Origin of the sequence: Flavobacterium sp., from assembly GCF_028712645.1 — a bacterium.
Classification (GTDB): Bacteria; Bacteroidota; Bacteroidia; order Flavobacteriales; family Flavobacteriaceae; genus Flavobacterium.
Genome location: NZ_JAQTPQ010000065.1, coordinates 1 through 15,301, shown reverse-complemented (window position 1 = coordinate 15,301; position 15,301 = coordinate 1). Strand labels below are relative to the sequence as shown.

The 15,301-nt window shown below is 30.9% G+C and carries 12 protein-coding genes; 10 read left to right on the top strand and 2 right to left on the bottom strand.

What is annotated here, in order from left to right; all coding sequences use genetic code 11:
* The first annotated feature begins 209 nt into the window (after positions 1 to 209).
* From PHC28_RS06880 to PHC28_RS06860, 5 genes are all read left to right on the top strand, one after another.
* Positions 210 to 3,227: a translocation/assembly module TamB domain-containing protein gene (locus PHC28_RS06880; RefSeq protein ID WP_300097619.1), complete on the top strand. Its 3,018-nt coding sequence runs from the start codon at positions 210 to 212 to the stop codon at positions 3,225 to 3,227.
* Between the two features lie 216 nt (positions 3,228 to 3,443).
* On the top strand, positions 3,444 to 4,430 hold the full coding sequence (pfkA, locus tag PHC28_RS06875; RefSeq protein ID WP_300097617.1) for a 6-phosphofructokinase: 987 nt from the start codon (positions 3,444 to 3,446) through the stop codon (positions 4,428 to 4,430).
* 83 nt (positions 4,431 to 4,513) lie between these two features.
* Positions 4,514 to 5,518, top strand: coding sequence for a type I glyceraldehyde-3-phosphate dehydrogenase (gene gap, locus PHC28_RS06870; RefSeq protein WP_300097615.1), 1,005 nt, complete (start codon positions 4,514 to 4,516; stop codon positions 5,516 to 5,518).
* Between the two features lie 118 nt (positions 5,519 to 5,636).
* Positions 5,637 to 6,488, top strand: coding sequence for an N-acetylglucosamine kinase (locus tag PHC28_RS06865; RefSeq protein WP_300097613.1), 852 nt, complete (start codon positions 5,637 to 5,639; stop codon positions 6,486 to 6,488).
* A 59-nt stretch (positions 6,489 to 6,547) separates the two neighbouring features.
* Entirely contained in the window at positions 6,548 to 6,919 is a 372-nt protein-coding gene (locus PHC28_RS06860; RefSeq protein ID WP_300097611.1) for a methylglyoxal synthase, read from the top strand.
* Here the strand turns inward: PHC28_RS06860 and PHC28_RS06855 are convergent.
* Both PHC28_RS06855 and PHC28_RS06850 read right to left on the bottom strand, forming a co-directional pair.
* Complete coding sequence (locus PHC28_RS06855; protein WP_300097609.1) at positions 6,909 to 7,289, bottom strand: RidA family protein; 381 nt, start codon at positions 7,287 to 7,289, stop codon at positions 6,909 to 6,911. The genes PHC28_RS06860 and PHC28_RS06855 overlap by 11 nt on opposite strands.
* 4 nt (positions 7,290 to 7,293) lie before the next feature.
* Complete coding sequence (locus PHC28_RS06850) at positions 7,294 to 9,987, bottom strand: putative LPS assembly protein LptD (protein ID WP_367277999.1); 2,694 nt, start codon at positions 9,985 to 9,987, stop codon at positions 7,294 to 7,296.
* Between the two features lie 135 nt (positions 9,988 to 10,122).
* Here PHC28_RS06850 and PHC28_RS06845 point away from each other — a divergent pair, with 135 nt between their 5' ends.
* The 5 genes from PHC28_RS06845 to PHC28_RS06825 all read left to right on the top strand — a co-directional run.
* Positions 10,123 to 11,274: an N-acetylmuramoyl-L-alanine amidase gene (locus PHC28_RS06845; RefSeq protein WP_367277998.1), complete on the top strand. Its 1,152-nt coding sequence runs from the start codon at positions 10,123 to 10,125 to the stop codon at positions 11,272 to 11,274.
* 67 nt (positions 11,275 to 11,341) lie between these two features.
* Complete coding sequence (locus tag PHC28_RS06840) at positions 11,342 to 12,475, top strand: N-acetylmuramoyl-L-alanine amidase (RefSeq protein WP_300097621.1); 1,134 nt, start codon at positions 11,342 to 11,344, stop codon at positions 12,473 to 12,475.
* Between the two features lie 54 nt (positions 12,476 to 12,529).
* Positions 12,530 to 13,495, top strand: coding sequence for an MlaD family protein (locus PHC28_RS06835; protein ID WP_300097607.1), 966 nt, complete (start codon positions 12,530 to 12,532; stop codon positions 13,493 to 13,495).
* A 5-nt stretch (positions 13,496 to 13,500) separates the two neighbouring features.
* A complete protein-coding gene (locus PHC28_RS06830) occupies positions 13,501 to 14,835 on the top strand; it encodes a (Fe-S)-binding protein (RefSeq protein ID WP_300097605.1) in 1,335 nt (444 codons plus the stop codon).
* Positions 14,836 to 14,864: 29 nt separating this feature from the next.
* Positions 14,865 to 15,301, top strand: a 437-nt coding sequence (locus PHC28_RS06825) for a (Fe-S)-binding protein (protein WP_300097603.1), incomplete at its 3' end; no start/stop codon positions are given.

The window sequence follows — 15,301 nt, the reverse complement described above, 5'->3', positions numbered from 1 at the left end:
TTTTAGACAGAACCGATGTCGGAAAAGTAAGTATGAATATTGATGTGGATGGCAAAGGATTTTCTGAAAAATATTTGAATTGATCTATTAAAGGTGATATATCGAAAATAGATTATAAAAATTATTCCTATAGTAATGTAGCTATAAATGGCAATTTTAATAAGGAACAATATAAGGGTAAAGTTTCGGTAAACGATCCAAATTTGAATATGACTTTTAACGGTTTAGTCGATTTAAGTCAAAAAGAAAGTAAATATGATTTCCATATTAATGTCGAAAATGCAGATTTCCATAAATTAAAATTTGTAAAAGATTCTATTTCGCTTTTTAAAGGAGATGTTGCTGTTCAGGTTTCAGGAAATTCAATCGAAAATTTATTTGGAGACATAATAATTAAAAAAACTTCCTATCAAAACACAAAAGGAACCTATAATTTTGACGATTTTACAATAAATTCGACTTTAGATAATAACCAAGTTAGAAATATTGCCTTTCATTCTCCAGACATTGTAGAAGGCGAAATTATTGGGAAATTTCAATTTAAACAATTGAAGAATTTGATGATTAATTCGCTTGGAAGTCTTTATACAAATTACAAACCAATTAAAGTAAATAAGGGACAATTTTTGAAATTTAATTTTACCATTTATAATAAAATTGTCGAAATATTTTATCCAGAAATTGCCATTGGTTCGAATACGTTTGTGAAAGGAAATATTAATTCTGACAATCAAGAATTTAAACTCAATTTTAATTCGCCCCAAATCGTTGCTTTTGAGAATACTTTTGATAATATTAGAGTTAAAATTGATAATAAAAATCCACTTTATAATGCTTATATAGAACTCGATAGTATAAAAAACAAGCATTATAAGATTCGTGATTTTAGTTTGATAAATGTTACTATGAAAGACACTTTGTTCTTTCGGTCAGAGTTTAAAGGAGGAACAAAAGGGGAAGATTATTTCAACTTGAACTTATATCACACCATTAACAAGGATAATAATAATGTTGTAGGAATAAGTAAATCAGAGATAAAACTCAAGGACTATTTATGGTATTTGAATGAAAAAGAAGAACCAAATAATCAAATAGTCTTTGATAAATCATTCAAAAATTTCAAATTCGATGATATATTAATGTCACATGAAAATCAGGAAATTTCTTTTATGGGTGAAATTAAAGGCAGTACTTACAAGGATTTAAAACTAAAGTTAAAAGATGTTGATTTAAATCAAATTACACCAACCGATCCTAAATTTACTTTTAACGGAAATATAAATGCAGATGTAAATTATAAACAGAACAATGCTATATATCAGCCTACAGCTTCTATAAAAATAGACAACTTAAATATAAATAAAACGGATTTAGGTAATTTAAATTTAGATATTGTTGGGGATGAATCGTTCAAAAAATTTACTGTAAATGCAAATGTCCAAAATGAAAGTGTAGAATCTTTCAATGCAAGTGGAAATTTTGAAATTGTTAATAAAGAAACTATTCTAGATTTAAAATTAGAATTAGACAAATTTAATTTAGGAATATTAAGTTCCCTAGGCGGAGATGTTCTATCAAAAATAAGAGGTTTTACTTCGGGTAGTGCAACAATTAGTGGAAATCTAAAAAAACCTGAAATAAACGGACGTCTTTATGTTGATAAGGCTGGAATGACAATCCCGTATTTAAATGTTGACTATGAATTAAGCGATAGAACAATTGTAGATTTAACTGATGAAAAGTTTATATTTAGGAACAATACTCTTACCGATACAAAATATAGCACAAAAGGGATTTTGAATGGAAGTATTTCTCATAATGTTTTTTCGGATTGGAAATTAGATTTAACAATTAGTTCAAAACGATTATTGGTTCTTGATACAAAAGATCATGAAGATGCAGCTTATTATGGTATTGCATTTATAAATGGTAATGCTACAATCAAAGGACCAACAGATGGTTTGTTTATAAAAGTAGATGCAAAATCGGATAAAGATTCATCACTAAAAATCCCAATTAATGATGCTGAAAATGTAAGCGAAAATGATTTTATCCATTTTTTAACTGCCAAAGAAAAATACAATATTAAAAAAGGTATTGTCGATAATTCTAAAAAATATAAAGGACTTGAACTGGAGTTCGATCTTGACATCACACCGAATGCTGAAGTTGAAGTAATCTTAGACCGAATTTCGGGACATGGAATGAAAGGAAGAGGCAACGGAACATTATTATTCAAAATAAATACGTCGGGTAAATTTAATATGTGGGGTGATTTCCAAGCGTATGAAGGAACTTATAATTTTAAATACGGAGGGATTATCGATAGAAAATTTGACGTTAAAAAAGGAGGTTATATTTCTTGGGAAGGAGATCCAATGAAAGCGCGCCTTAATTTGGAAGCAATATATAAAACAACAGCAAATCCAGCAGTTTTATTAGACAATTCTTCATTTAACAAAAAAGTGCCAGTTGAATTAGTTATAGGTGTTAGAGGAGATTTAGCAAGTCCTGAACCCGATTTTAATTTTGAATTCCCAACGGTTAGCAATGTTCTAAAATCAGAAATTCAATATAAATTAAATGATAAAGATGTAAGACAAACTCAGGCTTTGTATTTATTGTCATCTGGTAGTTTTCTTAGTCCTGAAGGGGTTAGCCAATCTGATTTTTCTAGAAGTTTGTTTGATACCGCTGCAAATATGTTAGGCAGTATTATTAAGACCAATAACGATAAGTTTATGGTTGATCTTAATATCATTACTGCTGATAGAAGAGCAGGAGGTGTGACTGATAGTAATAGGTTTGTGGCGTCGATTTCTTCGAAACTTAACGAAAGATTTACTATTAATGGGAAGCTTGGAGTTCCTTTTGGAGGAATAAACGAAACAGCGGTTGTAGGTGATCTTGAAATATTATACAGAGTAAATGAAGATGGCACACTTAATTTACGAATGTTTAATAAGGAAAACGACATAAGTTACATTGGAGAAGGAATTGGTTACACACAAGGTATAGGGGTTTCGTATGAAGTTGATTTTGACACTTTTAAAGAACTTGCAAATAAATTTTTTAAAAATATAAAAATCGAAAAGGCAACAACGTCAAACGCTGTTGATCAAGATTCAAGTATTTCTCCTGAGCTTATGAATTCCTCTAAATCAAATAAACAGAAACTCCAAAATCAAACAATAAATCAGGAAGGAATTGTACCAGAAGAAGATTAAATTGATAAAAAATCATTTACAATAGATGATATTCCATTATTCGGAATGATATACCCATAATTTTAAATTTTAGTTACTAATTAATACCATTTATATTTGTTATTAAGAAACTTATTAACGATAACGTTTGAATTAGCAACATTATACTAAATTATTAAAAACTCTGTCCCAAAAGTGACGGATGTTTGTTAATTTTACACTTTTAATACTTAAATAATGCCAAAAACAATAAAAAAAGTTGGAGTTCTAACTTCTGGAGGAGATTCTCCAGGAATGAACGCAGCTATCAGATCAGTAGTCAGAACTTGTGCTTTTCACAATATACAATGCGTAGGAATTTATAGAGGCTACCAAGGAATGATTGAAGGTGACTTCAAAGAAATGGGCGCGAGAAGTGTTCATAATATCATTAATAAAGGAGGTACAATACTAAAATCAGCACGTTCTAAAGAATTTATGACTACAGAAGGTCGTGAAAAAGCTCACGAGCAACTTGTTAAGACTGGAGTTGATGCTCTAGTAGTAATAGGTGGAGATGGTAGTTTTACAGGGGCTGAAATTTTTAATAAAGAATTTAATTTTCCAGTAATGGGAATCCCAGGAACTATTGACAATGATATTTTCGGAACAAGTCATACATTAGGTTACGATACTGCATTGAATACTGTTGTAGATGTAATTGATAAAATTCGTGATACTGCGAGTTCGCATAACCGATTATTTTTTGTTGAAGTTATGGGACGTGATGCAGGTCACATTGCACTAAACGCTGGAATTGGAGCAGGAGCTGAGGAAATTTTAATTCCTGAAGAAGATTTAGGATTAGATAGATTATTAGATTCACTTAAGAAAAGTAAAGCATCTGGAAAATCTTCAAGTATTGTTGTGATTGCCGAAGGAGATAAAATTGGTAAAAACGTATTCGAATTGAAAGATTATGTTGAGGCTAATTTGCCTGAATATGAAGTTCGTGTTTCTGTTTTAGGGCACATGCAACGTGGTGGGTCACCTTCTTGTTATGATAGAGTTCTTGCAAGTAGATTAGGTGTAAAAGCCGTTGAATCTTTACTAGAAGGGAAATCAAACTTTATGGTAGGAATGATTAATGATAAAGTTGCACTTACACCTTTATTACAAGCCATAAAAGGTCACACTGAAATTGATAGAGAATTACTCAGAGTTTCTGAAATAATGTCAATATAAAAGGCTTTTAGCCAAATAAAAAGTAAATAAAAATTAATTATAATCAGCTTAAGCATAAAGCTTATAGCCTAAAGCAAAAAAGAATGTCAAAAGTAAAATTAGGAATAAACGGTTTTGGAAGAATTGGAAGAATTGTTTTTAGAGAATCTTTCAATAGAGACAATGTAGAAGTGGTAGCAATCAATGACTTATTGGATGTAGATCACTTAGCTTACTTATTAAAATACGATTCAGTACATGGACGTTTTAATGGAACAGTTGAAGTAAAAGAAGGTAAATTATATGTAAACGGAAAAAACATTCGTATTACTGCTCAAAGAAATCCAGCTGATTTGAAATGGAATGAAGTTGATGTTGATGTAGTTGCTGAATGTACTGGTTTCTTTACAACAATTGAAACTGCAAATGAGCATATTAAAGGTGGGGCTAAAAAAGTAATTATTTCTGCTCCTTCTGCTGATGCTCCAATGTTTGTTATGGGTGTAAATCACGAAACTGCAAAAGCTTCTGATTTAATCGTTTCTAACGCATCTTGTACTACAAACTGTTTAGCTCCATTAGCTAAAGTTATTAATGATAATTTTGGAATTGTTGAAGCTTTAATGACAACTGTTCACGCCACAACTTCTACTCAAATGACAACTGACGGTCCTTCAAGAAAAGACTGGAGAGGTGGACGTGCTGCTTCTTGCAACATCATCCCATCTTCAACAGGAGCTGCTAAAGCTGTAGGAAAAGTTATCCCTTCATTGAACGGAAAATTAACAGGTATGTCAATGCGTGTTCCTACAACTGATGTATCTGTAGTTGATTTAACTGTAAAAGTTGCTAAAGAAACTACTTATGAAGAAATTATGGCTGCTTTAAAATTAGCTTCTGAAACTACTTTAAAAGGAATTATGGGTTATACTGAAGATTTAGTTGTTTCTCAAGATTTTGTATCTGATTCAAGAACTTCTATTATTGATGCTAACGCAGGAATTGGTTTAAACTCAACTTTCTTCAAAATCATCTCTTGGTATGATAATGAATATGGATATTCAAGTAAATTAATTGATTTATCTGTTCATATTACAGGTTTAAAATAATTTTATATATTTACAAAATCCCGTTGGCTATGGTTGACGGGATTTTTTTTACCTAACCCAATAACCATTTTTTAGATTTTAGAATCTCTAAAATCTAAATACCTAATTCCTTTTAAAAATGAGATTATTAGTTGATAGTGGCTCCACCAAAGCCGATTGGATTGCAATTGATGAAGATGGAAAAGTATTATTTACCACCCAAACTCTAGGATTGAATCCTGAAATTCTTGATGGTGAAGAGATAGTTGAACGTTTGAATGATCGTTTTGATATTTTGCAAAATAAAGATAAGGCCACACATCTTTTCTTTTATGGTGCAGGTTGCGGAACGGATAGAATGAAGATTAATCTTTCTCAAATTTTTCAGGAATATTTTTCAAATGCAATAATTGATGTTCGTGAAGATACTTTTGCAGCGGTTTATGCAACAACTCCAAAAGGAGAAGAAGCTATTGTGAGTATTCTAGGAACAGGATCAAATTGCAGTTATTTTGATGGAAAAGTATTGCACCAAAAAGTGCAGTCACTAGGATATATTGTAATGGATGATTGTAGCGGTAATGTTTTTGGGAAAGAATTAATACGAAAATATTATTTCAATAAAATGCCAAAGGAATTAGCTATCGAATTCGAAAAAGAGTATAATTTGGATCCTGATTTTATTAAAAATAAATTGTACAAAGAACCAAACCCAAATGCTTATTTAGCGACTTTTGCTAAGTTCCTTATTCAAAATAAAGAAACAGAATTTTGTAAAAAAATTATTTTCAAAGGAATGAAATCTTTCGTCAAAAATTATATTAGACAATATGATAATTGCAAAGAAATTCCAGTTCATTTTGTAGGCTCAATAGCATTCTACTTAAAAGATGAATTGCAAATAACCTTTGATAAATATGAAATGAAGTTAGGAAATGTTTTAAGAAGGCCGATAGATGGGCTTATTGCTTATCACATTAAAAATAAATAATCAAACACAAACCTGACCTGAAAAGTCAGGTTTTTTTATAAACATATAAATCAATCAAAATGGAAATAGCAATTATTGCACACGATGGAAAAAAAGCGGATATGGTTCAGTTTTTAAATAAAAACAAAACTCTTTTACAACAAGAGAAAATTAAAATTATTACCACTGGAACAACCGGATCTAAGGCTGAAAATGCTGGATTTAAAGTAAAAAAAATGCTTTCAGGACCACTTGGTGGAGATGCTCAAATTGCAGCTCGAGTTGCCGAGGGTAAAACAGATATGGTATTGTTTTTTAAAGACCCATTGTCAAGTCATGCACACGAATCGGATGTGAATATGTTAGTGAGAGTTTGTGATGTTCATAATGTGCCATTAGCAACAAATGAAGCTTCGGCACAATTGTTTTTGAATGCAATTGCTATAAAATAGCAATCATAGAAATTTCGACATTCAAATTTTTTGGCAAACAAGCGACCTGAACCGTTTCACGAGCTGGAGCGGTTTTTTCGTTAAAATAAGAACCATAAACGGTATTTATTTTTCCAAAATCATTCATATTCATAATGAATATTGTCGATTTTACTACGTTTTCAAAGGTCATTCCTGCTGCTTCAAGAACAGCTTTCATATTTTGCATTACTTGTTCCGTTTCTGCTTCAATGTTTGAAGTTACTAATTCCCCAGTACTTGGATTTATTGCAATTTGTCCCGAAGTGTAAAGTGTATTTCCTTTGAGAACAGCTTGGTTATAAGGACCAATTGGAGCAGGTGATTTTTCGGTAAAGATTATTTTTTTCATAAATTTATCTATTTGAATTACTTCGTTTATCCCATTTTATATCGCTTAGCACTCCAGATTTTATTCCAATAAAGAAATTCCAATTCGCATTGGTTCCAAATGGTGTCCAATTAAAACTCATTCTCCAACTCAATAAATCTCTTTCAAAACGAAGTTGGGTAAAAGTTACTCCATTTTGAACAAAATCATATCCTGTTGAAATTCCTGCTTTCCATTTTGGTGATAAATCAGCATTGGCAGAAACCATCAATGAATTTGAAGTGATTTTACTTTCTCGATTGTTATTTCCGTAGGTGAGCGAGTAGGCAAATGTCATATCCCAAGGCAATTTTGATCTGAAAAATTCCGATATTTGGTCTTCTCCTTGATCATCAGTTTCATCAAATTGACTTTTGCTGAGATCATTTATGTCGGTATTTTTCCCAAATAAATCATCTGAGCGTCCACCATTTCTTTGTCCTTGATTATTTTTATCTTTCTTTGAAGCCTCATCCTTTTTGCTCGTAATCGAATAATTTAAGGTCATATTAGCACTTGTCATTCTAAACAAACTTCCACCATTATTAATATTAAAAACATTGATGCGTTTTCCAGAATTATCAATGGCATACGGATCTAAAGTTGTTCCAAAATTGACATTCATCTTATTGTTAAAAAGTTGTGTTCCACCACTAACTCTCACTGGTGACCAAGCAAGAGAAGTAACACCATCGGCATTTAGGTCATAACTTGTAGAAAGATTCAAGTTGTTGATAAGCATTATCTTTTTTGGTTCTGTTTTGGTACTGTCTTTATCGGTCACTTTTGCTTCAAAAGTATTACTTAAATTAAATCCAAGTGAATTAGAATTAGTTTTGCTTGGTGGCGCGAAAATACCGGCTTCAAATCTTGTGTATTGTTTAGTCATTGTTCCGCTTCCATCTGTAGCATAGGTATCATAATATTTTTCAAAACTTGGAGTATAACCATAGGAAACAGATGGTCGCATTACGTGTCGAATGGATTTTATTTTTTTATCTTCTCCAAAATTAAATGTTCCATAAATTGTGGTTCCAAGACTTGATGAAAAAGAATAGGTTCTAAAAGCATCAAAACCTTTTACAATGTTATCTACAACTTTACTTTGGTTGGCGTCATAGCTTTTATTGATGGTTTTTATATACCAAACTTCTTGATAATTTACTGAAGTTGAAGCACTGAAATATTTAAATAATTTGAAATTGGTGCTTAATGGAATGTTATGTTGAACGCCAACTTTTGCGTCTTCAAACATTTGAGGTTTGAAGAACAAAGAATCAGTGGTTACAAAACTGTTTCTACCATCTAAATTATATTGCAAATTTATATTTTTTAAGAACCCTTTTTTAACTCCGTCTTTGCCCACAAAAGGATAAACTCGATCAACACTGAATTGCATATTAGGCAAAGTCATATTAATTTGCGATGTCTGTGTGTTTTGAGAATGTGTTGCCGTCAAGGATAATCTTGATTGAGGAATACTATTAAATGTTTGACTATAAGAGACTGATGAACTCAATGTGTTATTTAAATTAGATCCTATATTAGCTTGATTTATAGATTGTTTGAAATACTTACTACTACCAAGATTTACAGAGGCTGAGAAGCTAGAATTAGGACTTGATTTTGTGTCTTTTGAATGTGACCATTGGATGTTATAAATATTTTGTTTTGAGTAATCAGGATAACCTCTTTCGCTGTTAATTAAATTTTCAAAACGAATATTTACATTTCCTCTATACTTATATCGTTTTGCATAACTGGATTCAAAACGCATTGCATAACTTCCATTTGTGTAATAATCACCTAAAACGGTTAAATCATAATTGTCGCTGAGTGCAAAGTAATAACCACCATTTTGAAGTGAAAAACCTCTGGTGTTCGAATCATTATAGCTTGGTAAAATTACTCCCGAAATACTGATTTCTTTTCCCATTGGGAAAAAAGCAAATGGTAATGCAAGCGGAGTGGGCACATTGGCAATAACCATATTAGTTAAACCTGTTACTACTTTTTTTCCTGGAATAAATTTTACTTTATTGGTTTGGAAATAATATTCTGGATTATCTACGTCTTTAGAAGTGGTAAATCGTGCTCCTTTCAAGAAATAAACCGAATCGTTTTCTTTTTTTGTGATTGCAGCTTTAATTTTAAATTCTCCTTGATCCGATCTTGAATTCCAAATTAATGCCTTTTTTGTTTTGAAATTAAAACGGATTGAATCAGGTTCAACTACGTTTGCTCCTTGTTTAAAGTTGGGATATTGAGTGTAAGCTCCAGTAGAATCTTTAATTCTTCCTGCATAAACCTCATTTTTTTCATAATCCATTACTATAATTCCCGACTTTAACTCAATGTCCTGATAATAAAGTTCGGCTTTGTTATACAAAGTGATAAGTTTCTTCTTTTGCTCAATTTTTGCATAATCAACCGCCTTATATTTCACTTTACCATCAAGAAATACTTTGAGTTTAACACTGTCTTTTTTTATGGTATCAGTTTCTTTTTTTGCAATTGGAATTGAATCATTGTGAGTTTTGTCAATTGAATTTTTAGTTTCTTTTTGCTTTTTGGCGGATATTGCTGTCGTTTTTTTAGTTATATCTTGCGAATATAATTTACAAGTTCCCATTGTTAGGAAAAATGATAATAAAACGATATTAAATAAGTTTGTATTCAAAGGTATTAATGCTATTTTTGTAAAATATGGCTTGTTTTTTGACGTGTCAAACTTACATATAAATTTTTGTCAAAAATAATCAATTAACAAATTTATAGCCTTGTTTTTAAATATAATTAAAATAGTTTTATTCGTATGTTTAATAAAAATAAAGTATTATTTACTTTTTTTCTAACAATAGTTTCTTTTGTCAGTTACAGTCAATCTGGATTATTCAAGGTAATTTTGGATGCAGGTCATGGAGGTCACGATCCAGGAACAAGACATTATGGGCATATCGAAAAAAATATTGCACTTGCAATAACATTAAAAGTTGGCGAAATTTTAGAAAAAGATTCGTCAATTAAGGTTATTTATACTAGAAAAACTGATGTTTTTGTAACATTAAAAGATAGAGCAAACATTGCAAATAAAGCTAATGCCGATTTATTTATATGTATTCATTGCAATTCCAATAACAACGCTGCTATTACTGGTACCGAAATTTACGTAATGGGAATGTCTAGAGCAAATATGAATTTTGAAGTTTCTAAAACAGAAAACTCTGTAATCTTTTTAGAAGATAATTATAAACAAACTTATAAAGGATTTGATCCAAACAACCCTGAAACATTGTTAGGTTTAAAATTAATTCAAGAAAATAATTTAACAAGCAGTATTAGTTTGGCATCAAAAATTCAAGATAATTTCCAAAATAATAATATAGAATCTCGGGGTGTGAAGCAAGAACCTTTATGGGTTTTAGACGCATCTGTTATGCCAGGAGTTTTAATTGAAACAGGTTTTGTTTCTAATCCTAGCGAAGCTAATATTTTAGAATCTGAAAAAGGTCAAAACGATCGAGCAAAAGCAATAGCCGAGGCAATCGTTAACTACAAAAACGAATATTTTGGTAGTGGAAATTCAAATGACAATATTGAAAAACCATCCCAAAAAATCATCGAAAAAGTCACAAAAGACACTTCATCATTGAAACTTAAATTAATAGAAGAACCTGCAATAAAAAAAGACGCAATTAATCAAGATGCAGAAGGAATTATTTATAAAGTGCAACTTTTGGCAACTTCAAGAAAATTAAAATTAACTCCGAATAATTTTAATGGATTAAAAAATATTTCAATGTTAGCTGAGAATAAATTTTATAAATATATGTATGGAGAAACGTCAAATCTTGATGAATCAAAAAAAATGCTAATTGAAGCTAAAAAAGCAGGATATTCAGGCGCATTTGTTGTTGCGATTAAAGAGGGTAAAAGTAGTTACGTTAATGGTGTCGTTAAACAATAATGACTAAATTTGTAAAAAATAGTAAATTTTGAAATTAATAAAAGTTAATAGAAAGACTTATACTATAATGTTATTTTTGATATTATTAGTTTATAACTCTTCTTTTGGACAATCAAATCTTTTTAAGGTAACCCTAGATGCTGGTCATGGAGCCCATGATTTTGGTGCAACTTATAATGGTCATATTGAAAAAAATATAAATTTAGCATTGGTACTTAAAGTTGGGAAACTATTAGAAAAGAACCCTAAAATAGATGTAATTTATACTCGAAAAACAGATGTTTTTATAGATTTAATTGAAAGAGCTAATATTGCAAATAGAGCTAATTCGAATATTTTTGTTTCCATTCATTGCAATGCTAATAAAAATACCGCAGGTGATGGAACAGAATCCTATGTAATGGGGATGTCTAAAACGGCTTCAAATTTAGAAGCTGCAAAAAAAGAGAATTCCGTTATTACCTTGGAAAAAGATTATAAGCAAAAATATGAAGGTTTTGATCCTAACTCTCCCGAAACTATGATTGGAATGACCTTGATGCAAGAGGAATATATGGATAATAGCATCTCTCTAGCAAGTATGGTGGAAGATGCTTTTGGAAAACTAGGCAAAAAAATAAGAGGCGAAGGGGTAAAGCAAGCTCCATTTATGGTTCTTCACAAAGCATATATGCCAAGAATTTTGATAGAGACCGGTTTTATTTCTAATTATACTGAAGGCAATTTATTAGATTCTGAAGAGGGTCAAAACGAAATTGCCAAAGCAATAGCAGATGCAATTATTAGTTATAAAAATGAATATTTTGGCAATGGAAATATAGAGAATGAAATTGAAAAACCATCCCAAAAAATTATTGAAAAGCCTGCTAAAGATACTTCTTCATCAATAAAAACTCAACTAAAAGAAGGGTCAGCATTAAAAAATACACAGAATAATCAAGTGCCATCGGCAATTATTTTTAAAGTACAACTTTTAGCAAGTTCTAAGAAAATAGAATTGATACCAAATAATTTTAATGGTTTGAAAAATATTACAATGGAGTCTGGTAATAAAATATATAAATATATGTACGGAGGAACATCAGACTACGATGAAGCTAAAAAACAATTAGAGCAAGCAAAGTCAAAAGGATATGATTCTGCCTATCTAATTGCATTTAAAAACGGAGAAAAAATTAGTGTTCAAGACGCAATCAAATAATTAATAACAGCAAATTTAATTTTTTTACATTAAATTTGTACAAACACTTAGATTTTGAAATTAACAAGAGAAATTAAGACCGCAATATTAGTCATATCAGCTATTTTATTATTTATCTGGGGCTACAGTTTTTTAAAAGGTAGAGACCTTTTTACCAATTACAAAACGTTTTACGTAGAATATGATAATGTAGAGGGATTGTCTAAATCGGCTCCTGTTACTCTTAACGGACTTATGGTGGGTAAAGTAAGTAATATTTCAATAGATGAAAAAACAGGAAAACTTTTAGTTGAATTACAGCTAAAAACTGATTTTCCGATTTCTAAATCAAGCACAGCTACTATTTATGAACCTGGATTTATAGCTGGGAAACAGATTGCAATCAATCCCAATTATAAAGATCAAATTTTAGCCGTTGATGGAGATAAACTGCAAGGAATTATAAAATTAGGATTAACTGATTCTGTAAGTGAAAAATTGATTCCTCTCCAAGAAAAATTAGAAAAGTTAATGGTTGATACTGATAGTCTTATCGTAGGTGTAAATAATATTTTGGATAAGAAAGGACAGGAAAATATAAAAAATAGTCTGTCGGAATTAAGCAAAACTATTGAACAATTTCATCAAGTTTCTTCAAACATAAATATAATGTTAGACGAAAATAAAGGTAAAATAAATGGAGTTGTGAACAACTTTAATAAAGTATCAAGTGATTTTGCTAAAATATCCGATTCATTAAACAAAGCCGATTTAGGAAAAACAGTAAAAAATCTTCAAAAAACATTAGCAAATGTCGACGTTATAATGGCTAATCTTCAAGCAGGCAAAGGCACAATGGGCAAAATGTTGAATGATGAAGTTCTATATACTAATTTATCTAAAACTTCAAAAGAATTAGAATTATTGCTACAAGATTTAAGGCTAAATCCAACAAGATATGTTAACGTTTCTCTTTTTGGAAAGAAAAATAAACCTTATATTGAACCTGTCAACGATACAATTACAAAAGTTAAAAACTAGTAATTATGAGCTATTTAGATAACATTTTATTTGTGATACTTTTGGTTTTAGGTTTTGGATATTTTTTTTCCAATATTAAAAAAATCAAAAGAAACATCAATCTTGGAACAGCCATAAATCGCAATGACAATCCTAAAGCGCGTTGGAACAATATGGTAATGATTGCTCTAGGACAATCAAAAATGGTTAAAAGACCAATTGCAGGAATACTTCACATCATTGTTTATGCAGGTTTTATTATCATTAATATAGAATTGCTTGAGATTGTTATCGATGGATTATTTGGAACACACAGGATTTTCTCTTCTTTAGGTACTTTCTACGATGTGCTTATTGGCTCCTTCGAGATTTTGGCTTTATTGGTTTTGGTTGCTGTATTCACTTTTTGGATTAGAAGAAATATTATCCGATTAAAACGGTTTGCCAATAAAGATTTGACTGGTTTTCCAAAAAATGACGCCAATTATATCTTGTATTTCGAGGTTGTATTAATGTCCTTATTTTTATTGATGAATGCTTCCGATTTGCACTTGCAAAATATTCCCGGAGGTTTTTCTCATTTTATAAAAGCAGGAAGTTTTCCTATTAGCCAATTTATTGAACCTTTATTTAACGGTGTTTCAAGTGAATTAGTAATGCTCCTTAACGAATTGTTTTGGTGGTTACACATCATCGGGATTTTGATTTTTATGAACTATTTGTATTTTTCAAAACACCTTCATATTCTACTTGCATTTCCTAATACTTATTTTGCTGATTTGAATCCAAAAGGACAATTGAGCAATCTGGAATCCGTTACCAATGAAGTAAAAATGATGATGGATCCCAACGCTGATCCTTATGCAGCAGCTCCAATAAACGATAATGCTGTTCCAAGTAAATTTGGTGCAAGTGATGTTCAGGATTTGAATTGGGTACAATTGATGAATGCTTATACTTGTACAGAATGCGGTCGTTGTACTTCATCTTGTCCTGCAAATAGTACTGGAAAAAAATTATCGCCACGTAAAATTATGATGGCAACCCGAGATAGACTTGAAGAAGTTGGAAAAAATATTGATGCCAATAAAGGAGTTTTTGTTCCAGACAACAAATCATTACTAAACGATTACATTACGCCTGAAGAATTATGGGCTTGTACTTCGTGCAATGCTTGTGTCGAAGAATGTCCGGTAAATATCAGCCCGCTTTCGATTATTATAGATATGAGACGTTATTTAGTGATGGAACAAAGCGCAGCTCCAACTCCAATAAACGCTATGATGACCAATATTGAAAATAATGGTGCACCTTGGCAATACAACCAGCAAGATCGATTAAACTGGAAAAACGAAAATTAATCGAATCGTATAACCGTTAAATATATAAAATGTCAGAAGTTTTAATAGTACCAACAATGGCCGAAATGCTTTCTCAAGGCAAGCAGCCCGAAGTTTTATTTTGGGTAGGTTGTTCAGGAAGTTTTGACGATAGAGCCAAAAAAATTACGAAAGCATTTGTGCAAATATTAAATCGTGTTAATGTTTCTTTTGCAGTTCTTGGCACTGAAGAAAGTTGTTCTGGTGACCCTGCAAAACGAGCAGGAAATGAGTTTTTGTTCCAAATGCAGGCGATGACAAATATTGAGGTTTTGAATGCTTACGAAGTAAAAAAAATCGTTACAGCTTGTCCGCATTGTTTTAACACTTTGAAAAATGAATATCCTGAATTAGGCGGAAAATATGAAGTTTTTCATCATACCGAATTTCTAAAATCCTTACTTGATGATGGAAGATTGACTATTGAAGGCGGACAATTCAAAGGAAA